This window comes from Actinoplanes sichuanensis (assembly GCF_033097365.1).
Lineage (GTDB): Bacteria > Actinomycetota > Actinomycetes > Mycobacteriales > Micromonosporaceae > Actinoplanes > Actinoplanes sichuanensis.
This window is the reverse complement of the sequence record NZ_AP028461.1, coordinates 11,144,926-11,170,000: the sequence shown is the minus strand read 5'-3', so window position 1 is coordinate 11,170,000 and position 25,075 is coordinate 11,144,926. Positions and strand designations below refer to the sequence as shown.

Sequence of the window (25,075 nt, the reverse complement as noted above, 5' to 3'; positions counted from 1 at the left end):
GATCACCGCCGGTAGAACTGACCAAGAGTGATGGGCAGCGCCAGCAGCTCCTCGATCGACATCCGGTCGATCAGCTGGTGCCATGTCTGTCGTACCGCATCGATGTCGACGGTTCCCGACCCGTGCGGATGCAACGATGTGGTGCTCGCCGGTCGTATCGTCGGCGTGGGCGGTTCCAGAGGCGCATACGGATCGAGCGTCACATTGTTGTTCTCGGCCCACTTCTTGACCTCATCGGCGACCTTGCCGTTGCGGAAGGAAGCCCATGCGGGGCCGATCGGCATCGTCCTGACGAGCCGAGTGAACTCCTGCAGCGGCCGATCGGTGCCGAGCGCGTCGGCCAGCTGCTCTCGGTCACTCGCGCTGTTCTGCACCGCCAGGAACTTTCTGGCCCAGTTCAACTGGAGGTCGAGGGACACCGGCTCGATCTTGGGGAACCGTCCATCGCTCGTCTCGATCCGACGGCGCAACTCACGCATCTCGTCGTCATCAGTCGGAAGCACCCGCCGCGCTACACCGTTGTCCAAATCGAAGACACGGCTGATGCCCGGCGTCCAGTCCATGAAGGTGCCCCAGAGATCGGCTCGGATCCGACTCTGCACCGGGCGTATAGACGGCACAGGCGCCGTCTCCCGCTCGGGCAGGACGACATCGAGGTCCGGACCAGACACGGCACCACGCAGTTCCACTCGGCCGGCCTTCTGCGCGGCGTTGAGAAAGTCACGGAACTTGTCGAAGCCATAGTCGGCCTCGTTGAAGCCGCCGAGCATCGTTACCAAGCGCGGCTTGATGCCGGCTGACCGCATCGAACGGCCGGTAGACTGCATCTCACCGACCACGCTGACCAGCGCGTCGAAGGCACGCTCGATGCTCGGCGCAGACGGACTGCGGGGCGGCAGGGAGGGGGGAAGGAATTCCACAACTTGCCTCTCAGTGTGAGGTGCATATACAGAAAGCCGAAAGATCGGCTTCCTGTAGTGCACACAATTCACACTGCCGATGGCATAAGCAGAGTGGTGTGCCAGGGCGGACGAACCGAATCCTGGACGGAGCCCCACGAGTGCCCACCCGCGTAGCTCCCTGCACCTGCTCTGCGACCCGAAGGGGTCGGCCCTTCAAGCGAAGAGCCTGGGCAATGTACTTAGACTTCACCTCAGTCAGACCGAGGCATTAGAAACCTACCTCGGCATATAACCTTCGTCAAGCCGGGCCAGCACCGTTACGCCGGCCCGTCCTCCAGGTCGCCCTCCGTCTCCAGGTAGAGCTGCTGGAGGGCGGCCAGCGTCTCCGGCTCCGGCGAGTCCCACAGTTTGCGGTCGGCCGCCTCCAGCAGGCGCTCGGTGATGCCGTGCAGCGCCCACGGGTTGGACTGGCGCATGAACTCCTGGTTCTCCGCGTCCAGCACGTAGCTCGCCGCGAGCTGCTCATACATCCAGTCGGTGACCACACCCGCGGTCGCGTCGTAGCCGAACAGGTAGTCGACCGTCGCGGCCAGCTCGAACGCGCCCTTGTAGCCGTGCCGGCGCATCGCGGCGATCCAGCGTGGGTTCACCACCCGGGCCCGGAAGATCCGGGCGGTCTCCTCGGTCAGGCTGCGGGTCCGTGCCTGGTCCGGGTTGGTGGAGTCACCGATGTACGCGGCGGGCGCCTTACCGGTCAGCGCGCGCACCGTGGCGATCATGCCGCCGTGGTACTGGAAGTAGTCGTCCGAGTCGATGATGTCGTGCTCGCGGGTGTCGATGTTCTTCGCGGCCACGTCGATCCGCCGGTAGGCGTTCTCCATGTCCCCGCGGGCCGGAACCCCGTCCAGGTCACGGCCGTAGGCGAACCCGCCCCACACCGCATACACCTCGGCCAGGTCGGCGTCGTCCCGCCAGTTCCGGCTGTCCATCAGAGGCAGGATGCCGGCACCGTACGCCCCGGGGCGGGACCCGAAGATCCGCGTCCGCGCCCGTCGCCAGTCGCCGTGCTCACTCTGGTCGCGCAGCGCGTGCTCGCGGACGTAGTTGTCCGGCTCGTCGAGCTCGGCGATCAGCTTGAAGGCGTCGTCGAGCAGCGCCACCACGTGCGGGAACGCGTCCCGGAAGAAGCCCGAGATGCGGACCGTCACGTCGATGCGAGGACGGCCCAGTTCCTCGGCTGTGATCGGCTCCAGCCCGGTGACGCGCCGGGACGCCGGGTCCCAGATCGGGCGGACCCCGATCAGGGCCAGAATCTCGGCGATGTCGTCGCCCGCGGTCCGCATGGCGCTGGTCCCCCAGGCGGAGAGGCCGACCGAGCGGGGCCACTCGCCGTGGTCGGCGCGGTAGCGGTCGAGCAGCGACTCGGCCATCGCCTGGCCGGTCTCCCAGGCGAGCTGGCTGGGGATCGCCTTCGGGTCGACCGAGTAGAAGTTACGGCCGGTGGGCAGCACATTGATCAGGCCGCGCAGCGGGGAGCCGCTGGGACCGGCCGGGACGTAACCGCCGTCGAGCGCGTGCAGGACGTGGGTGAGCTCGTCGGTGGTCTTGGCGAGCCGGGGCACCACCTCGGTGGCGGCGAACTCCAGGACACGCACCACGTCTTGATTGTCGGAGATATCGGGAATGGCCGTCGGCCAGCCGGCCTCTTCCATCTTCGTGATCAACTCGCGGGCTTCCGCCTCCACCCGATCGGTCTCCGCGGTGGACGCGTCCTCGGTCAGGCCCAGCGCCTCCCGCAGACCCGGCAGGGCCGCCACCTTGCCCGCCCACATCTGCCTGGCCCGCAGCATGGCCAGCACCAGATTGATCCGCGCCTCGCCGGTCGGGGCCGCACCGAGCACGTGTAGCCCGTCGCGGATCTGGACGTCCTTGACCTCACACAGCCATCCGTCGATGTGCATGATGAAGTCGTCGAACTCCTCGTCGTCAGGCCGATTGGCCTGGCCGAGGTCGTGGTCCATCTTGGCGGCCTGGATCAGGGTCCAGATCTGCGCGCGGATCGCCGGTAGCTTCGCCGGGTCGAGAGCCGCGATGTTGGCGTGCTCGTCGAGAAGCTGCTCCAGCCGGGCGATGTCACCGTAGGACTCGGCGCGGGCCATCGGCGGGATCAGGTGGTCGACCAGGGTGGCGTGCGCCCGGCGCTTGGCCTGGGTGCCCTCGCCCGGGTCGTTGACCAGGAACGGGTAGATCAGCGGCAGGTCGCCGAGCGCCGCGTCGGTGCCGTCCGAAGCGGACATGCCGACGTTCTTGCCGGGCAGCCACTCCAGGTTGCCGTGCTTGCCGACGTGCACGACGGCGTGCGCGCCGAACTCGTCGGCCAGCCACCGATACGCTGCCAGGTAGTGATGCGACGGCGGCAGGTCGGGGTCGTGGTAGATCGCGACCGGGTTGGCACCGAAACCGCGCGGCGGCTGCACCATCACCACGATGTTCTCGTCGCGAAGCGCGGCCAGCACGATGTCGCCGCCGTCGGTGTACAGCTCGCCGGGGGGCGGCCCCCAGTGCTGCACGACGCTCTCCCGGAAGTCCTCCGGCAGCGTCACGAACCAGGACTCGTAGGCCGAACCCGAGATCCGGACCTTGTTCTCCGAGAGCTGCTCCTCGGTCAGCCAGTCGGGATCCTGGCCACCGGCGGCGATCAGCGTGTGGATCAGGCCGTCGCCGTCGTAGTCGGCGAAGGAACCGACCTGGTATCCGCGCTCCTTGAAGGCCTTGATCAACGCGACCGTCGACGCCGGAGTGTCCAGACCGACCGCATTGCCGATCCGGGAGTGCTTGGTCGGGTAGGCCGACAGCATCAATGCGATGCGCCGCTCGGCCGGTGGCACGTGCCGCAGCCGGGCGTGCGCGACCGCGATCCCGGCCACCCGCAGCGCCCGCTCCGGGTCGGCGACGTAGACCGAAAGACCGTCCTCGTCGATCTCCTTGAACGAGAACGGCACCGTGATGATCCGCCCGTCGAACTCGGGAATCGCCACCTGCGTCGCCGCGTCCAGCGGGGAGAGACCGTCGTCGCTGGCCTCCCACGCGGCCCGCGAGCTGGTCAGGCACAGGCCCTGGAGGATCGGCACGTCCAGGTCGGCGAGCACGCCCACATCCCACGCCTCGTCGTCACCGCCCGCGCTCGCCGTGGCCGGACGGGTGCCGCCGGCGGCCAGAACCGTCACCACCAGCGCGTCCGCCTTGCGTAGCTCGGCCAGCAGATCCGGCGGAGCGGTCCGTAGTGAGGCCGTGAAGATCGGCAGCGCGCGGCCACCCTTGGCCTCGATCGCCCGGCACAGCGCCTCGACGAACGCGGTGTTGCCGGCCATGTGGTGGGCGCGGTAGTAGAGCACCGCGACCGTCTCCCGGCCGGTGCTCTCCGGCCTGGGCAGGACACCCCACTGTGGGGTCTCGACCGCCGGGGCGAAGCCGTTGCCGGTCAGCAGCACCGTGTCGGAGAGGAAGTCGTGCAGCGCCGCGAGGTTTTCCGCACCGCCCTGCGCCAGGTAGGTGTGCGCGTCCGCGGCGACACCGGCCGGCACCGTGGACAGTTTCATCAGGTCTGCGTCGGGCGCCTGCTCACCACCGAGGACGACCACCGGCCGGCCGCTCGCGAGCAGCGCGTCGATGCCCTCCTCCCAGGCCCGGCGGCCACCGAGGATGCGCACCACCACGAGATCGACCCCGTCGAGGAGGGCGGGCAGGTCGTCGACAGCGGTGCGAGCCGGGTTGGCCGGGCGCCACGCCGAGCCGCTGGCACGGGCGCTGAGCAGGTCGGTGTCGGACGTCGACAGCAGCAGGAACACAGCGCACTCCCCCTCGGGGTCCGCGCCCCGGGTAGACGGACATCACGGCGACCGGAGTTTCTGGCTCCCAGAGAATCCCCTGGTGACAGTGGCGGGACCGCGCCGGACTCACACCGGCTTCCTCCGCGGCGTCGCCGCTCGTTGGCCCCTAACCTTTCCGAACCCCGGTGTCCCGCGTCAAGGTGGAACGGCCGCTGTGACGCTCCCGACCCACCGCACGACGGAGGTGAATTCCTGTCGGGGGCCCGCCGTAGTATCCGGGCCATGACTCCCCGTTGGTCGGACACCGACGCCTGTCCCGGCGCGCTGCGGCTGCACGCCGCGGCCGACGGCATGCTGGCCCGGGTGCGGCTGCCCGGGGGGATGCTGTCCGGGGCTCAGCTGCGCTCGCTGCGCGAGCTGGCCGAGGAGTTCGGCGACGGCGGTCTGGAGCTGACCTCCCGGGCCAACCTGCAGCTCAGAGCATTGCGACAGAGCGATGCGCCGGCCTTGGCGGTCCGGTTGCGGTCGGCGGGCCTGCTGCCTTCTCAGACCCATGACAACGTACGGAACATCGCGGCGCCCCCGCTATCGGGATCCACGGTCCGCGCTCTCGTAGGTCGGCTCGACCTCGCGCTCCAGGCTGACGCCGCGCTTGCCGCCCTGCCCGGCAAGTTCCTCTTCGCCATCGGTCAGGTCCCGCTGGCCGCCGACGTGGCCGCGGTCCCGACCGGCCCCGCCCCACGCCCGACCGTGGCCGGTGCGGTCGTTCCGCGACCCCGGCCGGCGTCCGGCGACGACCTGTTCGTGATTCGGCTCGGTGGGCATGACACCGGGCTGCGAGCCGATCCTGACGACGTCGTGCCCGTGCTCCTCGCCGCCGCCCACGCGTTCCTGGCCGAGCGGGAGGCACAGCGGTCCAGCGGGGCGGCGGCATGGCGGCTGCGTGAGCTGGCCGACGGCCCGGCCCGGGTCTCGGCGCGGCTGGTGGCGGCGCTCGGCCTGCCGCCCGTTCCGGTCGAGGTAGCGACGCCTGTCGACGCCTCGGAGCCCGGAGACCTGATCGGCGTGGTGCCCCAGGCGGACGGGCTCTCGGCGGTGGCCGCGCTGGTGCCGTTGGGTCGGCTCAATGACGTACCGCTGAGGGTTTTGGAAGACGCCGACCTGCTGGTCGTGACGCCGTGGCGCGGGGTCGTGGTGGCCGATCTGACGCCGTCGGCGGCCGAGACCTGGGCGGACCGCCTGGCCACCGCCGGTCTGGCCGTGGCGTCGGGCTCACCGTGGTCCGGGGTGACCGCCTGCGCCGGCCGGCCGGGCTGCGCGAAATCTCTGGCCGACGTGCGTTCCGACGCCACCGCGGCGGCCCGTTTCGTCAACGGCCTCCCGGTGCATTGGGTGGGGTGCGACCGCGCGTGCGGCAGCCCGGCGGGCCCACACGTGCGCGCCGAAGCGACCGCCGACGGCTACCTGATCACTCACCGTCCGGCCGGTGGCGGAGAGCCGGGCGTCCAGATCCCGGTCACCGTCCGTCAGCCGACGGTGCCCGGTGGCCGGTTCCCGGTCGAGGATTCCGGCCCGGTCGGACCATCGACCTCGAGCCCGCGACCACCGAGGATCGGCATTCCCACACTGCTCACGGTCACGGCGGAAGGCCGGCCGGACGCAACCGATCCGAACGGCTCGGCCGGAACCGAAAGGCCGAACAAGACGGCCGGAGCGAAACGGCCACGCAAGGCGGCCGGAGCGGCTCGGCCAGCCGAGACGGCCGGAGCGAAACGGCCAGGCGAGACGGCCGAAGCGGCTCGGCCAGCCGAGACGACCGAAGCGGCTCGGCCGGGTGCGGGGGCTGCGGTGCTCGGGCTGGAGACGGCGGGGGCGCGCGGTCCGGGCGCGGCGGGAATGCGGCGGCCGGAGGGCGCGGCAAGGGCGATTGAGCTGGCAGATGCGATAGCGGTGGCGAGGGGATCCTGAGCGATGGAGTACGTGCGTGACGGCGCGGAGATCTACCGGCGGTCGTTCGCCACGATCCGGGCCGAGGCAGACCTGTCAGGGCTTCCGGAGGACGTGTCGCGGGTGGTGGTCCGGATGATCCACGCCTGCGGAATGGTGGACCTGGTGGAGGATGTCCGGTTCAGCCCAGGGGTGGTGACCGCGGCACGGAAGGCGCTGCTCGATGGCGCGCCGATCCTGTGCGACGCCGAGATGGTCGCCTCAGGTGTCACCCGGACCCGACTGCCGGCCGCCAACGACGTGGTGTGCACGCTACGTGACCCATCCGTTCCCGGGTTGGCGGCGGAGATCGGCAACACCCGCAGTGCGGCCGCCATGGACCTGTGGGGTGACCGACTGGGCGGCGCCGTGGTGGCGATCGGTAACGCACCGACCGCCTTGTTCCGGCTGCTGGAGATGGTCACGGCGGGTGCGCCCCGACCGGCGGCGGTGATCGGGATTCCGGTCGGGTTCATCGGCGCGGCCGAGTCCAAGGAGGCGCTGGCCGAGTCGGGCCTGGAGTTTCTGATCGTGCGCGGACGCCGGGGTGGCAGCGCCATCACCGCGGCCGCGGTGAACGCCCTCGCCTCAGAAGCCGAGTAAGACCGAACAGGCCGACCAAGACCGAACTGGCCCAGCAAGACCGAACAGGCTCAGCAAGATCGACAGGTCGAGTAAGGCCGAACCTGCCCAGCAAGACCGAAGAGGCCCAGCTAGACCGAACAGGCCGACCAAAACCGAACAGGCCCAGCAAGATCGACAGGTCGAGTAAGGCCGAACCTGCCCAGCTAGACCGAACAGGCCGACCAAGACCGAACAGGCCCAGCGAGACCGACGGGTCGAGTAAGGCCGAACAGGGCCGAGTAACCGGATCGACATCCCTTCTGGTTGAACGGCCGGAGAACCCACGCAAGGACTTCGATGACTGACGACGCAGGCCGCGGCGACACCTCAGCGGCGATTCCCTCGCAGGCGACGGCTCGGACCGGGCGGCTCTTCGGGGTGGGCCTGGGCCCCGGCGACCCGGAGCTGGTGACGGTCAAGGCGGCGCGGCTGATCGGTGCGGCCGACGTGGTGGCGTACCACGCGGCACGGCACGGGCGCAGCAACGCTCGGGCGATCGCGGCCGGCTACCTGCGGGAGGGCCAGATCGAGGAGGCCCTGATCTACCCGGTGACCACCGAGACGACCGATCATCCGGGCGGTTACCAGGGCGCGATCGACGAGTTCTACGCCGCGTCGGCGGCCCGACTGGCCGCGCATCTGGACGCCGGGCGGGACGTGGTGGTGCTGGCCGAGGGTGACCCGTTCTTCTACGGCTCCTACATGCACATGCACAAGCGGCTCTCCGGACGCTACGAGACCGCGGTCGTGCCGGGGGTGACCTCGGTGAGCGCCGCCTCGGCGGTGCTGGGCCGGCCACTGATGGAGCGGGACGAGGTGCTGACCGTCCTGCCCGGCACCCTGGAGCCGAAAGAGCTGGCCGCCCGGCTGGCCACCACCGACTCGGCCGCCGTGATGAAGCTGGGCCGTACCTTCGAGGGGGTCCGGGAGGCGTTGGAGCAGGCCGGCCGCTTGGACGACGCCTGGTACGTGGAGCGTGCCACCACCGACCGGGAGCGTTCGGCCCCGCTGCGCGACGTCGATCCGGCGACCGTGCCGTATTTCTCGCTGGCCCTGCTGCCGAGCCCGGCAGCCACCGCGTTCACCGCCGACGTCGAGACGGCGGGCCGGCCGGCCAGTCTGGACGTGCTGCTCTCCCCCTCAGCGCGAGACGCGGACAGCGAAACCACGCGAGACGCAGACAGCGAAACCACGCGAAGCGCGGACAGCGAAACCACGCGAAGCGCGGAGACCGAAACAACACGTGGCGCTGAGACCGAAACCACGCGAGACGCGGAGACCGAAACCACGCCAGGCGAAGGACCAGAAACCGCCCAAGGCGAAGGACCGCGAACCGTCCAAGGCAAAAAGCCGCAGGCAGCGCGAGGCGAAGAACCGGAAGCCGCGCAAGGCGAAGGACCGAAAGCCGCGCGCCGGGACGGGTCGGGGACCGCGCGGAGGGTAGCGGCGAACGCCGACATGGTCAGCCTGGAGGCGGCGAACGCCGCGGCGTTGAGCCGGATCGAGACCGCCGGCCGGGCCGGCCAGGTGACGGTCGTGGGTCTGGGGCCGGGTGCCCGCCACTGGCTGACCCCGGAGGCGCAGGAGGCGCTGGCCGACGCCGACGACCTGATCGGCTACGGGCCGTATGTGGACCGGGTTCCGCCGAACCCGCGTCAGCGCCGCCACCCGTCGGACAACCGGGTCGAGGCGGAACGTGCCGCGTTCGCGCTGGACCTGGCGAAACGTGGCCGTCGGGTGGCGGTCGTGTCGTCAGGTGACCCGGGGGTGTTCGCGATGGCCGCCGCCGTCCTGGAAGTGGCCGAAGACCCTCAGTGGCTGGACGTGCCGGTGCGGATCCTCCCCGGTCTGACCGCGGCGCAGGCGGTGGCGAGCCGGGCCGGCGCCCCGCTCGGGCACGACTTCTGCATCCTGTCGCTCTCCGACCGGCTCAAGCCGTGGTCGGTGATCGAGTCCCGGCTCCAGGCCGCGGCGGTCGCGGATCTGGTGATCGCGGTCTACAACCCGGCTTCGAAGACCCGCCGGGAGCAGCTGGTCCGGGCGCTGGAGCTGTTGCGCGGCCACCGCCGTCCGAGCACTCCGGTGGTGGTCGGGCGGGATGTCGGTGGGCCGGAGGAGTCGGTGCGGATCACCACGCTGGCCGCGCTCGACCCGGCGAGCGTCGACATGCGCTGCCTGCTGATCATCGGGTCGTCGCAGACCAGGGCGGTCACCCGTGGCGACGGCACCACGGCGGTCTACACGCCACGGCACTACCCGGATTGACCGGGCGTCCCCGAGAGGCCGAAGGGGAACCATCGGCCGCCGGCGGCGGAATGAAGACGGGTTCGAGGCACGCTCCGGAATGGCAACCGCACTGCATCAGCCGGGGGCCTGACGGCCAAGGGTCGGACAACCGAAAGGAGGGGCCACCACCTGAACGAACCGAAGGGCTCCGAACCACCGTGACGACGACAGCTCGTACCCGTGCCGTGGCGATCCTTGCTTCCTCCCTTCTGCTCGCTGTCACACTTCCGGCTTCCAGCTCGTCGGCGGCCGAACCGACGTCGCAGGCGACAACGCTGCCGACCGGCGACCCGCAGCCGACGTCGGGCGAGCCCACGCCGCAGGCGACGACCGGCGACCCACAGCCGGTGACGGCCGAACCCGCGCCGCCGGCGACGACCCCGCCGACCGGCGACCCGCAGCCGACGTCGACCGAACCCACGCCGCAGGCGACGGCCCAGCCGGCGGGCGACCCGCAGCCGGTGACGGCCGCGCCCATGCCGCAGGCGACGGCGCTGCCGGTCGGTGACCCGCGGCCGGTGACAGCCGAGGGTGCGACGACGGCGACGCTCAGGTCCCGGCTCGCGGCGGTCACCACCGCCCGGACCATCAACTACTACCCGTCGAACGCGGGCTGGTCGGCGATGTGGACCGGTTTCGACGCCGCCCGCATCGAGGCGGACATGGCCAAGGCGGCCTCGATCGGCGCGGACAACGTACGGATCATCGTCTTCCCGCAGTCGTTCGGTTTCCCGAAGCCCCGGGCCGAGTACGCCGAGCGGTTGCGCAAGTTCATCAGCATCGCCGGTTCGCAGGGCTTGAGCGTGAAGCTGACCCTGTTCGACTGGTGGTCCGGCTACTCCGACGCGGCCGGTAGCGCCGCCTGGGCGAAGGCGGTCCTCGCGCCGTACGCCGACGACCGCCGGGTGCTGTCGGTGGAGCTGAAGAACGAGTTCGTGTCGACCGACCCGGCCGCGATGGCCTGGGTGCGGCAGCTGATTCCGGCGGTGCGCGAGGCCGTACCGCAGATGCCGTTGACCCTGTCGGTGGACGGCCAGAGTGGCGCGGCCGGGCTGGCCCGGATCAAGGCGGCCCTCACCGACACGCCGTTGGACTACTACGACTTCCACTTCTACGGGAACTCGGAGCGGGCGCTGGCCGAGATCCAGCGGGCCCAGGCCGCGGTCAGCCCGGACCCGATCGTGATCGGCGAGACCGGTTTGAGCACCGCCACCAGCAGCGAGGGTGAGCAGATGGCGTTCCTGGCCCGGACGTTCACGGCGGCCGCCGAGGCCGGGGTGCGGTCGGTGGCGCCGTGGACGCTCTACGACTTCTCGGACGGCGCGATCCCGTCGAACTCGCAGGTGTCGAAGGTGCCGGCACAGTACCGGTTCGGTCTGTTCCGGGCCGACGGGACGGCCAAGCCGGCCGTCAACGTGGTGCGTAACGCGTGGGCCGGCAACCGGCTGACGAACGGCCTGCTGGACCTCGATTTCGAGGCGAGCCCGGGTAGTTCGCCGTGGCGGCCGTACCTGGCCGACGAGGGCACCGCGGTCCGCGCCCGGGACGCGGCCCGCACCGGTGAGTTCTCGGCCCGGTTCACCGGGACCGTCCGCAACGGCTCCAGCCTGCCGTCGGTGCGCACGTCACCGGTCGATCCGGTACGGGCCGGGCAGACCTGGCACGCCGAGGCGTGGGCCCGCGGCGCCGGGGTGACCGGCTCCAACGAGATCGCGCTGAGCTGGTTCGACATCAACGACCGCTGGCTCGGCCAGAACTCGTCGAAGCAGGTCGCGAAGGGCGACAGTGACTGGACGAGGCTGACCGTGGACGCGGTCGCCCCGCCCGGGGCCACGAGCGTCCAGCTTCACCTCAAGTCGGGTGACAACAGGGGGAGTGTCTGGTTCGACGACGTGGCGCTGTCGACCGGCGGCTCCTGATCGACCCCGATCCGGGTCAGCAGGCGGGCGTACGCGTCGACCGTACGCCCCCAGGAGGAGGGGTCGGCGTGCCGCCGGCCGGCCAGGCTCGCGGCCCGGACGATCGCCTCGCGCAGTTCGCCCGGCGACGCCGCCGGGACGAAGACCGTCCCGCTGTAGTGTTCGGCGGCCTCGACGAGGCCGCCGACCGCGGTGACCACCACCGGCAGGCCGTGGCTCATCGCGATGTGCAGCGGGCCGCTCGCCGAGCTGCGCCGATAGGGCAGCACCACCACGTCGGCGTGCGCGAAGAACTCGTTGACCTCGGCGTCGGCGACGTAGCGGTTGACGAACTCGATCCGGTCCCGGACCGGCGACTCGTCGATCATCTCGCCCGGCCCGGTCCAGCCCTCCCAGGTCTCCCCGACCACCGTCAGGTGATAGTTCGGGCCCAGGTCGGCAAAGGCTTCGACCAGATCTTCCAGGCCTTTGTACGGCCGGATCGTCCCGAAGAACAGCAGCCGGCACACCTCGTCCCCGGGTGCGCGTACCGGCCGGTCCGGCAGGTGGTGGTCGAACGGCCCGTGCAGCGCCACCTCGGCCGGCACCGCCTCCAGGTCGTACGCCTCGGCCAGTGCCGCCTGATCGAACCGGGAGTGCACCACCACCCCGTCGGTCCGGCTGAGCAGTGGCCGGATGCAGCGGCGCACGTATCGGGCCGCCCACCGGTGCCGGGCCTCCCCGGTGTCCTGCACCTCGTGGAACTCGACGACGACCCGAATGCCGAGTCGCCGTGCGGCCAGCGCCAACACCAGGTACGAGTGCAGCACCGCCCCGGTCCACCACTGGAGTACCAGCACGTCCGGCCGGAACCGGCGCAGGAACCCGACCGCCCGGAACAGGCTCGGCACCGCCCACCAGTCGATCCCGTCGAAGACCCGGACGTCCTGGTCGTACCGGAGATCGGTGAGTGAGTGACCGACCCGGTGCCGGCCCGGGTAGAGCCGGGCCGGCAGCAGCCGGCGCATCAGGATCGCGCCCACCTCGTACCGATCGTGCAGGGCGTTGCTGAGTCGGCAGGTGTAGTAGCTGATCCCGGACAGGAACCGCCACCCCGACCCGACCACCAGGATCCTCGGGCGGCCGGGGTCGTTCAGCAGGCGGGCCTCGGCATGTCCGAACGGGTCAGGCGATGCAGGCACGGTAGACCTCCTCGATCTGGGGGACGACGCGGGCCGCGGTGAAGTCGAGGCCACGCTGAAGACCGCCGGCGCGCAGTCGGGCGGCCAGCTCCGGGTCGGTGAGCAGGCGCAACAGCGCCGCGTGCAGGGCCTCCGCGTCACCCGGCGGCACCAGCAGGCCGTGTACACCGTCGTCGCGGACCACGTCGAGTAGCCCGCCGGACGCGGACGCGATCAGCGGGGTGCCGGCCAGCATCGCCTCCACCGCGACCTGGCCCATGCCCTCCAGCAGTGACGGCACCACCCCGGCGGACGCGTGCCGCCAGGCCGACATCACCTGCGGATGCGGCACGTCGGTACGCACCAGCACCCCGTCCGGGATCGGCGGGGTGTCGTCGCGTGTGGTGCCGAGGCAGACCAGCCGGGGCGGCTCGTCCAGGCCCGCCCGCAGTTTCTCGTAGGCGTCGAACAGCACGTCGATGCCCTTGTGCGGGCCGAGCTGGCCGACGAACAGCAGGTACGGCTCGGCCGGCAGCCAGTCCGGCCGGGGGGTGGTCCGGGCCAGCTCGTCGAGGCCGTCCGGGACCAGGCTGGAGATCACCCGCACCGGCAGCTCGCCGGGCAGCCGGGCCAGGTTGAGGGCGGACGCGACCGAGTTCGAGATCGCCGTCAGGCAGTCGATGCCCCGGTGCCGGTGGGCCCGCAGACCGACGGTGAGCAGCGTCGACTTCGGCCGGCCGTACTGGCCGGAGGCACACGGGACACATTTGCCCAGGCTCGGGCCGTCACAGCGGCGGCCGTCCCGGGCGAACGTCTTGCGTACGCAGGTCAGCCCGAAATCGTGCGCGGTGTGCACGTGCGGCAGGCCCAGCGGGGTGTCGTGCAGCGGTAGGTAGCTGTACATCAGCCAGTCGTGACTGTGCACCAGGTCGAAGTCGTGGGTGCGGAGCACGCGGGCGATCCCGGCCGTCGCCAGCGGGTCGGCCATCGTCGGATGGAACGGCTTGCGCGGGTCCCGGTTCAGGCCCGGCGCGAGGGTGTTGGTGATGCTGCGGATGCGGATCACCCGTACCCCGTTGATCGTCTCGTCGTGCGGCGCCTCCGGCGTCGCCAGCGTCAGCACGGTGATCTCATGCCCGCGCCGCACCATCTCCTCGCCACTGGTGGCGATGCTGCGTTCCAGCCCGCCGATCACCGGCGCGTAGAGATTCGACAGATGCAGAATCCTCATCGTTTTCTCCAGGTGGGTGCCTCGCTGCCGGCTTGCGGCCGATTTCCAACCCTCGGTGGTACGCCCACCGCGCCCCCGTTTCGGTGCCGGCGGGCCAGCACCACCGCTGCCACCAGCAGGGCGGACGCGGTCTGGCCGGTCAGCCAGGCGAGGCCGGCTCCGGACACGCCGGCGCCGGGGAGCAGCAGCCAGGCCAGCGACAGGCAGGTGACGGCGCGGACCGCGTTCAGGCGGCGACACAGCCGGAACTCGTCACGGGACCGCCAGTGCGCCACCGCCAGGTTGGCCACCGCGTCGGGGAACGCGGCCAGTACCAGGATCTGGAGCAGGAGTCCGCCCTCGACCGCGTAGCCGGCACTGAACAGGGCGAGGATCCGGTCACCGGCGATCAGCAGCACCGCCGCCGGGGCGCCGACCATGGCCAGGACCACCGTCGCGGCCCTGGTCACCGGGACCGGAGCCGCGTTGGTGCGTTCCGCGTAGAGGGCCGAGGCGACCGCCGGGGACACCATGAACAGCATCGACGCGGTCATCCAGGCCAGGTAGAAGTGGGCGTTCGCGTCGGCGCCGAGACGGGCCGTGACCAGCACCGGCAGCAGAGCGGCCGGACCGGCCTGGGTCAGGTTGATCAGGTGGTGCCCGGTGACCGCGGTCCGCAGGTGCGGGAGTTCGGCCCGGAACGCCGCCGTCGCGGACTGGATCGGAGCCGGGGCCGCCGGGGCCGGCGGGCGCAGGCGGCGGGCGCCGATCGGGATCGTGATCAGGCTGATCAGCAGGGTGGGCAGGACATAGGAGAGCAGCACCGCGACCGAGTCCTGGTAGCCCGCGGCCAGAACCGCGAACAGGGTGAGGATCTTGCCCGCGGCCACCGCCAGGTTGCGGATCAGCATGCCGTGGCCGGCCCGGTGGGCCACGTAGAGGTTGTCCAGCAGCGTGGTCAGGGTCACCGCCAGGGCGGCGGTGACCAGGGAGACCGCTCCGATCGGACCGGACAGGAACCCGAAGTTCCCGGAGCACATCGGGACGATCAGTGCGGCCGCGGTGGCCGTGGCCGCGGTCGCGGCGGAACCGGCGAACAGACCGGCTCGGACGATCCGGGACCAGGTGGCGGCGTCGCTGCCGGGCAGGCGCTGGATGAACATGTGGCCGGCGCCCAGGTTGGCGAGCATGCCGACCGCGGTCGCGGCGGAGATCAGGGCGGTCGCGGTGCCGATCCGGTCCGGTGCGACCGAACGGGCCGCCAGCATCCAGTAGACGTAGCCCAGACCTCCGTTGCTCACCGTGGTCGCCATGATCAGCAGGCTGTTGCGGGCCAGCGAGTCCCCGGACAGCCGGCGTACCGCGGTGGTCAGCACGGGGTTCCCTCCCCGGCCAGCACGGCACGCCGTTTGCCCGAGCAGGCCACCCGACTCGGATCCGGATCGACCTCGTCGGGAGAGAGCCAGACCGAGCCGTCGGGTCCGAGCGCGGGAGTCGGCGCCGGGCCGGTCTTGGCCCGCCCGCCCTTGGTGCCGCCCGAGCGGGTGTGGTCGTCGGTGCCGGCCGGGGCGCCACCGGTGGGCAGGGCCGGGTCGGGCAGGCCGGCCCACGGGTCGATGCCGCCGGTCGGTGCGGGCACCGCACCGCCGGACGCCGCCGACGGGGTCCGCACCCCACCCGTCCGGACCGGAACCGGACGGGCGCCGGCGGCACGAACGGGTCGGGGCCGGGCACGTACCCCCGGGGCCCGGTCGCCACCCGAATGGGCGCGGACAGCACCGGTGCGGTCGCCGGCCGAAGGGGCGCGCACGCCCCGGGACTGGTCGCCGTGGGACCGGACACCCGGATTCGAGGCGCGGTCGCCGCCGGGCCGGGCCGGGGGGACGTTCGCCGAACCGGTGGCGTCTCCGGCGCCGGTGGGGGCGTGCGGGCCGACTCCGGGGCCGGTCACCGCGGCGCCCACGGTGGTCTGCGGAGCGAGGACGGTGTCGGCATGGCCTCGGGCGTAGAAGCCGACGCTGGTGGCGCCCACACTGATCGCCACGTTGCGGAGACGGCCGTCCGGGGGAAGCGCGGGGACGTACACGGTCAGGGAGCGGACCGAGTCGGCGGCCACCGTCATCGAGCGGCTCGCCACCACCCGGCCACCCACCCGCAGTTGCAGCAGAGGGGTGGTCTCGGCGATGCCGGCACTGGTCACCCGGACCGGGACCACCAGGCCCCGGGCCGGAACGGTGACCGGGCCGTCGACCGCGGCGGCCCAGCCGTTCAGGGCGACGCTCAGATAGCCGGGCTCGGCCGGATGCGGCGCGGTCAGATACGCGCGCACCGCCCACCCGCCGACGCCGACCGCCACGACCAGCGGAATCGTCACCGCCACCGCCGTCCGCACCGGTCCGGACGGTGTGCGGCGCGGAGCCGGAAGGCCGGGCGGGGGCGCGGACCGTCGGGCGGCGCGGTGATCGCGGAGGACGGCGGCCACACCGAGCACGGTGACCAGTGCGGCGCAGGCGACGGCGAGGGGCGCCGGGCGTACCGGGTGGCCCACGGCGTGCAGCGCGAGCGCCAGGAGCGGCATCGTGATCAGGCCGGCTGCGGCGGCGAGTCCGGGCCGGGCGGCGGGTACGCCGGTTTCGGCGGGCAGGCCCGGCAGGGCGCGGATCCAGAGGGCGCCGGTGGCCGCGAGGGCGATGAGGCAGAGCGGGACGGTGAGCCAGGGGCGGCCGGCGGCGGGGAGGATTCCGGCGAGGGCGGGGTACGCGACCAGCAGTGACCGGACGGCGGGGGTTCGTAACGGTGGGGGGAAGGTCATGGGGCTCCCATGTGGAGGTTCTGACCCTGACTGCCGAAGTCGAAGCGGTAGATGGCGATGTGCGGCCCGTCGTAGACCTTGATCAGCCAGGGCATGGTGTCGAACTTGGTCAGCTGGGATCTGGTGAAGCCGGGTCTCCCGTCGTGCGGGATCGGCTCGTTGTTCTCGAAGTAGATCTTGATGTCGGGTACCTGTTCGGCCATCCGGCGGTCCACCACCAGGTACTCGAAGCGCCAGGTCCGCAGCTGTTCCATCAGGGCCGGCGGCATCGGCCCGCCGGGTCGCGCCAGATACAACTGGTAGGCCGGGAAGCTCTCCGAACCGGTGGTCGGCTCCTGCTCGCCATAGGAGCCGAAGATCAGGCCGGAGTAGCGGTCGGCGACCAGGCGGGCGCCGCGGCCTGCGGTCTCGCGCAGCCACTCCGACGCGGCCAGCAGCTCGGGGGTGGCGGCGCGGGTGTCCGAGCCGAAGACCGGCGGGCCGGGGAACCGGTAGGACGGGTTCATGCCGGCGGCCGTGTTGCCGACCATCATCAACGTGCAGGTGGCCAGGAGAAAAATCGCGGAAACGCTGATCCGGCGGCGTGCGCGGTCCAGCAGTGCGATGATCAACGGGGCGGTCACCACGGCGATGCCGAGGTAGCTGAAGGCCCAGGACCGGCGTGCGCCCTCCGCGCCGGACGGGGTGAGGATCAGCAGTGTGGCCGGAAAGTACAGGGCGGCGAGCAGCAGCATCGCGCCCGACGCGGCCCGGGTCAGCCGGTCGGTGACCCGGCGGCGACGCCACCAGAGCACACCGGCACCGATCACGGCGAGCAGGGCCACCCCGGGGGCGAGGAAGGCGGCCTGCTGCTCCCACCAGGGCGCGACCGACTGGTTGAACAGGGTGCGGCCGCCGGAGTCGCCGCCGGCCATGCCGCCGAACTGATCGAGGGCCCGGCCCAGGTAGGGCTCCAGATAGGTGCCGGTCCGGGGCGACACCGCGGCCATCCACATCGAGACCGAGGCGCCGGCGGTGACGGTCAGAGCCCAGGCGGTACGGGCCGGCGCGCGGAAGATCGTGCAGGCCAGCGCGATCAGCCCGAGAATGCCGGTGAGCCAGATGGCGGTCAGGTGGTGGGTGGCCGTGATCGCCACGGTGAACGGCACGAACAGGGCGGCCCAGCCGAGCCGGGCGCGGGTGCTGACCGCCCGGATCGCGAGCATCCCGCAGGCCAGCGCCCACACCAGCACGCCGATGGCCAGTGACTCGTAGCCGAACTGGGTGTCGAAGTAGAGGAACGAGCTGTTCAGGCTGTAGACGATCGCGGCCGCGGCGGCGACCCGCGGGTCCGGCCACAGTTGACCGGCCAGCACCGCGACCCCGAGGGTGAGCAGCACGTGGGCCAGGATCAGCACGAACAGGGCGGCCTGCCAGACGGTGACGCCGGTCAGCGTGGCCAGCGAGGCGACCGTGGCGTGCAGGCCGGGGTAGTCACCGATCACCCGGACGATCGAGTTCTGCTGGAACAGCAGTCCGTCGATGACGATGTCGCGGCTCTGTCCCCAGTGGGCGTACTCGTCGTGGTAAAGCGGCCCGGCCGGGTTGCGCAGCAGTTTCGGGAGGTAGGTGAAGCAGGCGTAGCCGACCAGGACGGCCAGGCGCAGCCGGGCGCTGGAGTCGCGGCGGATCGCCCAGTACGCCGCGGGCAGGCTGAACACCAGCATGCCGGCCCAGAACCAGGAGAACTGGCCGTCCTGTCCCCATTCGGCCCGCCGGTACGCGGTCACCAGGGCGGCGGCCCCGGCCGCCCCGGTGAGCGTGAGGGTGAGCCCGGCGGCGACCGGCCCGGCCCAGGCGCGCCGCGCCGGCCCCGGGTCCCGGCCGTCCCGCCGGTCGATGGTGGGACTGGCCGTGGCAGCGCTCATCGCGCCACGGCCCCCACCGGGCCGGTCCCGACGGAGGTGGTCCGGCGGGCCACCGCGGCGTAGATGTTGCGTGTCGCGCCGACGACGTCCGACCAGGTCGGCAGGATGGCGGGCCGGGTACGCCCGATGGCCGCGGCGTCCTTGAGTGCGGCCGCCAGCGCGTTCTCGTCGTCCGGGTCGGCGAACCGCAGCCACGCGCTGTCCCCGGCCAGCCCGGCGACCTCGCGGTGCGCGGGGATCGGGGTGGCCACGGTCGGCAGGCCGGCGGCGAGCGCGTCGGCGACCGCCATGCCGAACGCCTCGTGAGTGGAGGCGGAGACCGCCGCCGAGGCCTGGGCCAGGCACGAGTCGAAGGCGGCGTCGTCGAGGCGGCCGTGGAAGACCACTCGCCCGGCCAGTCCGAGACCGGCCGCGAGCCTGCGCAGCCGGTCTCCGGCGGGGCCGGTGCCGACCACGTCGAGGCGGTGCTCGGGGCCGAGCCGGGTCATCGCCCGGATCACCCGGTCGACCCGTTTGTACTGCTCCAGCCGCCCGACGCAGAGGATTCGGCGGGTGCGCGGCGAGGCCGGGCCACGAATCGGACGCGGGTCGGTGCCGTTCGGGATGACCACGGCCCGGGTGCCGACCGCCGGGAAGTCACGCAGCACCAGCTCGCGCTCGGCCGAGGTGACGCAGACGACGGCGGCGGCCCGGTTCATGATGGTCCGGCCGAGCGGCCGGTAGAGCGGGTGCAGCGCCGCCCGGAACCTGGTGTGCCCGGTGCCGTGGTAGTGCGGCGTGAACACCAGCGGGGACCGGTTGCCCAGGGCGGCGCAGAGCGCGGTGAGGGCGTGGTAGCTGTGCGCGTGCAGGACGTCGTACTCCCCGGCGTGGGCGCGCAGCCAGCGCCACAGCGGCACGGACAGTCGGTAGTTGCCGGCCGGGACGGTGAGCGGGAAACGGCGGACGAGCACACCGTCGACGGTCTCCACCGACCGGACGGCGTGCTGGGTGATCACCTCGACCTCGTCGCCGGCCGCGATCAGCCCGGCGCAGAGCCGCTTCACATGGGTCTCCACCCCGCCGATGTCCGGGTGGTAGGCGTTCGCGACGATGCCGATCCTCATCGGGCCTGCCGTTCGGCGATCTGCTTGACGCGGGCCCGCCGGGGCCATTCCCGCGCGATGGTACGCAGCACGCGCATACCATCGGTGAGGGCGTTGAGATTGCTGACCCCGTGGATGCGGTTGTGCTCGAAGCTGGCCACTTCGGTGATCTTCAGGTCGGCCCGGGCCGCACGCAGGTTGAGCAGGGTCTCGATCTCGAACCCGTCGCCCCACAGCCGACCGTCCGTGTTGTCCGGCATCGGGGAGGTGCTGTCCAGGTCGAAGACGTCCAGGCAGTGCGCCCAGAACGCGTTGTAGCCGTAGCAGAGGTCGCTGTACCTGGTCCGGAACAGGACGTTCACCAGCAGGCTGAGGCACTTGTTACCGGCCCGCCGCAGCCGGGTGATGTCGGCGCTGCCGCCGGACGGCCGGAACCGGGAGCCCTTGGCGAAGTCGGCGCCCGCACGCAACGCCTCGACGAAGCGGGGGATCTCCAGCGGGTCGGTGGAGCCGTCGGCGTCGATCATCACGATGATGTCGCCCGTCGCCGCGGCGAATCCGCAGGCCAGCGCGTTGCCCTTGCCTTTGCGGTTCTGCCTGACGACACGGATGTCGGGCCGCAGCCGGCGGGCCACCGCCACCGTGTCGTCGATGGACCCGCCGTCCACCAGGACGATCTCGTCGACCTGCGGGAGCCGGGCGAAGACGTGCGGGATGTTGCGCGCCTCGTTGAGCGCCGGGACGATGACGCTGATCCGGGGTTCCGGCTCGGCGCCGTCGTCCGGGTCGTCGGGAAGGTCGGGGATCGCCGGGACGGCGGCCTGGATGGCCTCGATGTCGATGACGGTGTTCGTCTCGCCGGGAAGCACACGGTCGACCGTGGGCATAACTCTCTCCGATCGGGGAGGCTGGAGTCGGCCCGGTCCGGGCCGGAGCATGGGAAGGTGCCGGGGCGCGAGGCCCCGGCGGGACGGTGCGCTCACGCGTGCGGCATGCCGACCGACCACTCGTAGACGTCCTGGCGTGCGGTCAGGCTGCCGGTGGCGCCGGTGAACCCGACCCAGCCGTACCGGACGCCGGCCTTACGAGCGAGGTCCACCTTCTGGTCGAGCAGGAGTTCCTCGGTGGCCTTGCCGGCCCGCGGACGGATGTAGACGGTCAGCCGGTGCTGGCCGGCCTCGTACCGGATCCGGGCCTGGAACGGCTTGCCGTAGAGCCGGATCGAGGATTCGGCGGCCGACTCGTGCCGGTCCGGGTTGCCGTTGACCGACACCGCGAGGTGGTTGCTGCTCGGGTCCGGGGTGTTCTGGAAGATGTCGAACTCGACCGCCACACTGCGCCAGATGCCGCGATAGCCGAGGCCACCGCCCCAGCCGCCGAGCGCGCGGGGCCCTTCGCCCTGTGCGACGAACGCGATGCCGTCGGCGCCGACCTTGCCGGCGCGCAGGTGGGCGGTGAAGGTGGTCTCGAAGGAACTGGTCAGGTCGACCATCTCCATGCTCCAGGCCGACCCGGCCTGGCGGTATCCACCGTCGGTCAGGCGGATGACGCGTGCGTCGTCCCCGGCCCGCCACATCAGGGAGGCGGTCCCGTTGAGGGCCAGCGGGGGCGTGTACGGCGGCGGATCGGCGTCGGCCGCGAGCGCTCCTCCCGAATTCACCGCGGCCACTATGGAGAGCAGGGCGGAGGCCCAGAGACCGCCCCGCGCGACCCTGGACGTACGAGAAAAGCGCACGACATACTCCACTTCAAACGGATTTGCCCGAGTTAGACCTGGCCTAAGCTAGGGCAGTCCGCGAAGCCGTGTGAGCGAGTCCCGTTATTTACCCCGGACGGTTTCGTTTCGAGACGATCAGCGCGCGGCACGCAGCGTGGACCGGCCGGTCGACCCGGTCGGGAACCCACGATCGTGTGAACGGCGGCAACGGCGACTCGCCTGTCCTGATCGACTCGATGCTAGTCACAACCGGGCCGTTCGCGACGGAGAATCCGCAGATCAGCGCCGTAGACGCTCGTGTTTCGGATCGAACAGCGGCTCGGCCGCCACGGTGGCGAGCAGTAGCCGGTCGAAATAGCCGATCTCCACCTGTGTGCCCGGCAGGGCCAAGGCCGACGGCAGCCAGGCGTACGCGATCGGGGCACCCACCGACCAGCCGTACGCCGCGCTCGTCACGTGCCCGACCGGGAACCCGCCCGCGTACACCGGTTCCCGGCCGAGCGGAACGTCCCCGGTGTCGGCCAGCACCAGGCAGGTCAGCCGCCGATCCGGGGGCTGCTCCCCGAACGGCCGCAGACCGGCCTGATACGGGTCGTCCTCACCGGTCATGTCCCGTCCCCAAGCGCGATACCCCTTCTCCAGGCGCAGGCTGTCGAACGCCAGCCGGCCGGCCACGATCAGCCCGTGTTCCCGACCCGCCTCCCAGAGGGTGTCCCAGAGCCGCAGGCCGTACTGGGCCTCGGTGTAGATCTCCCAGCCCAGCTCACCGACATAGGACAGTCGCAGCATGGTCACCGGAACCGTGCCGAGGTGACCCTCGCGGGCCCGGAAGTAACGGAACGCCTCGGCCGACACGTCCACGTCGGTGAGCGGGGCGACCAGTTCGCGGGCCGCCGGACCCCACAGGCCGACGCCGCAGGTGCCGCCCGTGACATCGCGTACCGAGACGCCGGGTGGCGCGTGCCGACGCAGCCAGTCGACGTCGAGCGGCCCGTTCCCACCGACCCGGAACCGGTCCTCGCCGAGCCGGGCCACCGTGACGTCGCTGCGCACCCCGCCCGCCCGGTCCGGCAGAAAGGTGTAGACGACGGTGCCGACCGGACGGTCCACATCGTCGGCCACCAGACCGGAGAGAAAGGAGACCGGACCGGTCACGTCGATCCGGGTCAGCGGCGTCATGTCGTAGAGAGCGACCCGGCGGCGGGTCAGCCGGGCCTCGGTCTCGGCGATCGGCGACCAGTGTCGGGCCGACCACTCGTCCCGGGGGCGCGGCGCCTCCGGGGGCGGATTGGTCGCATACCAGAGCGGACGCTCCCAACCGGCCGCCTCACCGAACACCGCGCCCAGCTCGGTCTGTCTGGGGTGGAACGGGCTGACCCGGACGTTGCGCACCGGGGGCGGATCAGCCGGATGCACGATGTCGTAGACCTCGACGAAGTTGCGGATCGCCCGGCGGCGTACATAGTCCGGGGCGAGCTGAGCCGCGTCGAACCGGTTGAGGTCGCACTCGTGCAGGTCGATCGCGGGCCGACCGTCCACCATCCACTCGGCGACCGCCTTGGCCGCGCCCGCCGAATGGGTCACCCACACCGCCTCGGCCACCCAGAACCCGCGCAGCGCGGCCGCCTCGCCGAGCAGCGGGAAGCCGTCCGCGGTGAACGAGAAGACGCCGTTGAACGCCTCCTCCAGGGTGGCGCCGCGCAACGCCGGGATCAGCTCGCCGGCCGCCGTCCAGGACTGCCGGAAGGTGTCCGGGGTGAACGGCAGCTTCGACGGGTGCGCGTCGCCGGGCAGGTCGGCCAGGTCGACCGGCATCGGCTCGTGCCGGTAGGAGCCGATGCCGAACCTGTCGCCGTGCGCGCGGAAGTACAGGTCACGGTCCTGGTGGCGGAGGATCGGCAGGGAGTCGGCGGCGCCGGCCGGGGTGGTCCGGACGTACTGGTGCGCCATCGGCAGCAGCGGGATCGACACGCCGGCCAGCGCCCCGATCGCCGGCCCCCACAGCCCGGCGCAGCTGACCACCAGGTCCGCCGGGAACTCCTCGTCGGCGGTCGCCACCCCGGTCACCCGGCCGGCACGGGAGAGAACGCGGGTCACCGTCATGTCGCCGAGAAACCGGGCGCCCCGGGCGGTGGCTCGGGCGGCCTGCGCCTCGGCCGCGCGGACCGTCGGAACCAGTCCGTCGGACGGCACATGAAGCCCGCCGACAATTAATGATTTGTCCAATAATGGGTAGAGAGTTGCGCAGGCGGCCGGATCCAGGACGGATGACGGGACTCCCCAGGACTGTCCGAAGCCGAAACGACGGTGGAGTTCGGCGAGACGGGCCGCCGTGGTCGCCACCTCGAGACTGCCGACCGGCGAGAAGCAGCCGAGCTCGGAGTACTTCTCGACGGTGTACCGGGCGAGCCGCGACATGGTCCGCGACGGATTGGTCTGGAAGACCAGCCCCGGCGCGTGCGAACTGGACCCGCCGGTCTCGAAGAGCGGCCCCCGATCCAGGACCGTGACACCGGTCCAGCCGCGACCGGTCAGCTCGTCGGCGAGCGCGCACCCGACGATCCCCGCGCCGATGATGACAACAGTGGGTCCGGACATCGCGCCCCCTCTTCGCCGTCACCGCCATTCGACCTCTTTTGGCCCACACCAACAAGCCCCGGCATACTGCCCCGGTGAACCACCCGTTCCTGGACGCACCGGGACCGCTAGCCTTCGCGCACCGCGGCGGTGCCGCCGACGGCGACGAGAACACCGCCGAGGCCTTCCAGCGAGCCGTCGACATGGGTTATCGGTACGTGGAGACCGACGTGCACGCCACCGCGGACGGGATTCCGGTCGTCATCCACGACGAGCGGCTCGACCGGGTCGCCGGGCGGCGGGCTCTGGTCGCCGAGCTGACCTGGGCCGACCTCTCCTCGGTACGGGTGGGTGGTGCCGCCGCCGTACCCCGCCTCGACGAGGTGCTGGACGCCTGGCCCGGGATCCGCTTCAACGTGGACGTCAAGGCCGACGGCGTGGCCGAGCCGGCCGTCGCCGCGGTGCGGGCCACCGCCGCCGAGGACCGGGTGCTGCTCGCCTCGTTCAGCGACGCCCGACTGACCCGGGTCCGCGCACTCGCCGGGCCCCGGGTGGCCACCTCGCTCGGTATGCGGGCCACCACCCGCCTGCGGCTGGCCTCGACCGCCGGTCTCCGGCTACGCGTGCCCGAGTCGGTGGTCGCCGTCCAGATCCCGGTCCGGCACGGCCCGGTCACCGTGCTCACTCCGCGATTTCTCACCTATCTGCACCGGCTCGGATTGCAGGCCCATGTGTGGACGATCGACGATCCGGAAGAAATGATTCGACTCCTCGACATGGGCGTCGACGGCATCATGACGGACCGTATCGAGGTGTTGCGCGACGTCTATGCCGCGCGCGGTTTCTGGCCCACTGACGGATAGTGGCGCTTCCCGTTCGATCAGTTACCATCCCTGGTCAGAGACTTTTTCTCGAGATCGCATGAACCCCGGACATCATCCGTTCGGAGGATGCTTGAGGTTCGAGGCCGGACCTACATATTTTCTTTAAGGCGGCCATAAGAAATCGGCGAACCCGGTTCCGGAATTGCTTTCTGTGAGACGCGCCCTTAACGTCTGGT

16 protein-coding genes and 1 riboswitch are annotated in these 25,075 nt (G+C 71.4%); of the genes, 5 read left to right on the top strand and 11 right to left on the bottom strand.

Annotation, left to right across the window (positions count from 1 at the left end):
* Window positions 1–2: 2 nt before the first annotated feature.
* Together Q0Z83_RS51355 and cobN are read right to left on the bottom strand one after the other, a co-directional pair.
* On the bottom strand, window positions 3–920 hold the full coding sequence (locus tag Q0Z83_RS51355) for a hypothetical protein (protein WP_317790852.1): 918 nt from the start codon (window positions 918–920) through the stop codon (window positions 3–5).
* 299 nt (window positions 921–1,219) lie between these two features.
* Window positions 1,220–4,750, bottom strand: a complete 3,531-nt coding sequence (gene cobN, locus Q0Z83_RS51350) for a cobaltochelatase subunit CobN (protein ID WP_317790851.1) — start codon at window positions 4,748–4,750, stop codon at window positions 1,220–1,222.
* A 34-nt stretch (window positions 4,751–4,784) separates the two neighbouring features.
* Window positions 4,785–4,910, bottom strand: a riboswitch (cobalamin riboswitch).
* A gap of 104 nt (window positions 4,911–5,014) precedes the next feature.
* On the opposite strand from cobN, the gene Q0Z83_RS51345 reads away from it, so the two are divergent.
* The 4 genes from Q0Z83_RS51345 to Q0Z83_RS51330 all read left to right on the top strand — a co-directional run bounded on the left by Q0Z83_RS51345 (window position 5,015) and on the right by Q0Z83_RS51330 (window position 11,547).
* Window positions 5,015–6,700 (top strand): precorrin-3B synthase, encoded by a 1,686-nt coding sequence (locus Q0Z83_RS51345; protein WP_317790850.1) that lies wholly within the window; start codon window positions 5,015–5,017, stop codon window positions 6,698–6,700.
* 3 nt (window positions 6,701–6,703) lie between these two features.
* The gene (locus Q0Z83_RS51340) at window positions 6,704–7,321 is read left to right on the top strand and encodes a precorrin-8X methylmutase (RefSeq protein ID WP_317790849.1); all 618 of its coding nucleotides are present in this window, start codon (window positions 6,704–6,706) and stop codon (window positions 7,319–7,321) included.
* Window positions 7,322–7,639: 318 nt separating this feature from the next.
* On the top strand, window positions 7,640–9,607 hold the full coding sequence (locus Q0Z83_RS51335; RefSeq protein WP_317790848.1) for a precorrin-2 C(20)-methyltransferase: 1,968 nt from the start codon (window positions 7,640–7,642) through the stop codon (window positions 9,605–9,607).
* Window positions 9,608–9,786: 179 nt separating this feature from the next.
* On the top strand, window positions 9,787–11,547 hold the full coding sequence (locus Q0Z83_RS51330) for a cellulase family glycosylhydrolase (protein WP_317790847.1): 1,761 nt from the start codon (window positions 9,787–9,789) through the stop codon (window positions 11,545–11,547).
* Here the strand turns inward: Q0Z83_RS51330 and Q0Z83_RS51325 are convergent.
* The 9 genes from Q0Z83_RS51325 to Q0Z83_RS51285 form a co-directional block, all read right to left on the bottom strand.
* Window positions 11,475–12,728 (bottom strand): glycosyltransferase, encoded by a 1,254-nt coding sequence (locus Q0Z83_RS51325; RefSeq protein WP_317790846.1) that lies wholly within the window; start codon window positions 12,726–12,728, stop codon window positions 11,475–11,477. The two genes, Q0Z83_RS51330 and Q0Z83_RS51325, sit on opposite strands and share 73 nt — an antisense overlap.
* On the bottom strand, window positions 12,712–13,938 hold the full coding sequence (locus Q0Z83_RS51320; protein WP_317790845.1) for a glycosyltransferase family 4 protein: 1,227 nt from the start codon (window positions 13,936–13,938) through the stop codon (window positions 12,712–12,714). The genes Q0Z83_RS51325 and Q0Z83_RS51320 overlap by 17 nt, the downstream gene beginning before the upstream one ends.
* Complete coding sequence (locus tag Q0Z83_RS51315; RefSeq protein ID WP_317790844.1) at window positions 13,935–15,293, bottom strand: lipopolysaccharide biosynthesis protein; 1,359 nt, start codon at window positions 15,291–15,293, stop codon at window positions 13,935–13,937. The genes Q0Z83_RS51320 and Q0Z83_RS51315 overlap by 4 nt, the downstream gene beginning before the upstream one ends.
* Window positions 15,287–16,729, bottom strand: a complete 1,443-nt coding sequence (locus Q0Z83_RS51310) for a hypothetical protein (RefSeq protein ID WP_317790843.1) — start codon at window positions 16,727–16,729, stop codon at window positions 15,287–15,289. Before Q0Z83_RS51310 ends, Q0Z83_RS51315 begins: the two co-directional genes overlap by 7 nt.
* Window positions 16,726–18,636 (bottom strand): hypothetical protein, encoded by a 1,911-nt coding sequence (locus tag Q0Z83_RS51305; RefSeq protein ID WP_317790842.1) that lies wholly within the window; start codon window positions 18,634–18,636, stop codon window positions 16,726–16,728. Before Q0Z83_RS51305 ends, Q0Z83_RS51310 begins: the two co-directional genes overlap by 4 nt.
* Window positions 18,633–19,742: a glycosyltransferase family 4 protein gene (locus Q0Z83_RS51300; RefSeq protein WP_317790841.1), complete on the bottom strand. Its 1,110-nt coding sequence runs from the start codon at window positions 19,740–19,742 to the stop codon at window positions 18,633–18,635. The genes Q0Z83_RS51305 and Q0Z83_RS51300 overlap by 4 nt, the downstream gene beginning before the upstream one ends.
* Window positions 19,739–20,608: a glycosyltransferase family 2 protein gene (locus Q0Z83_RS51295; RefSeq protein ID WP_317790840.1), complete on the bottom strand. Its 870-nt coding sequence runs from the start codon at window positions 20,606–20,608 to the stop codon at window positions 19,739–19,741. Before Q0Z83_RS51295 ends, Q0Z83_RS51300 begins: the two co-directional genes overlap by 4 nt.
* Window positions 20,609–20,700: 92 nt before the next feature.
* Window positions 20,701–21,381 (bottom strand): L-type lectin-domain containing protein, encoded by a 681-nt coding sequence (locus Q0Z83_RS51290; protein WP_317790839.1) that lies wholly within the window; start codon window positions 21,379–21,381, stop codon window positions 20,701–20,703.
* A gap of 336 nt (window positions 21,382–21,717) precedes the next feature.
* Window positions 21,718–24,036 (bottom strand): GcvT family protein, encoded by a 2,319-nt coding sequence (locus Q0Z83_RS51285; protein ID WP_317790838.1) that lies wholly within the window; start codon window positions 24,034–24,036, stop codon window positions 21,718–21,720.
* Window positions 24,037–24,110: 74 nt separating this feature from the next.
* On the opposite strand from Q0Z83_RS51285, the gene Q0Z83_RS51280 reads away from it, so the two are divergent.
* Window positions 24,111–24,878, top strand: a complete 768-nt coding sequence (locus Q0Z83_RS51280; protein WP_317790837.1) for a glycerophosphodiester phosphodiesterase — start codon at window positions 24,111–24,113, stop codon at window positions 24,876–24,878.
* The last annotated feature ends 197 nt before the right edge of the window (window positions 24,879–25,075 follow it).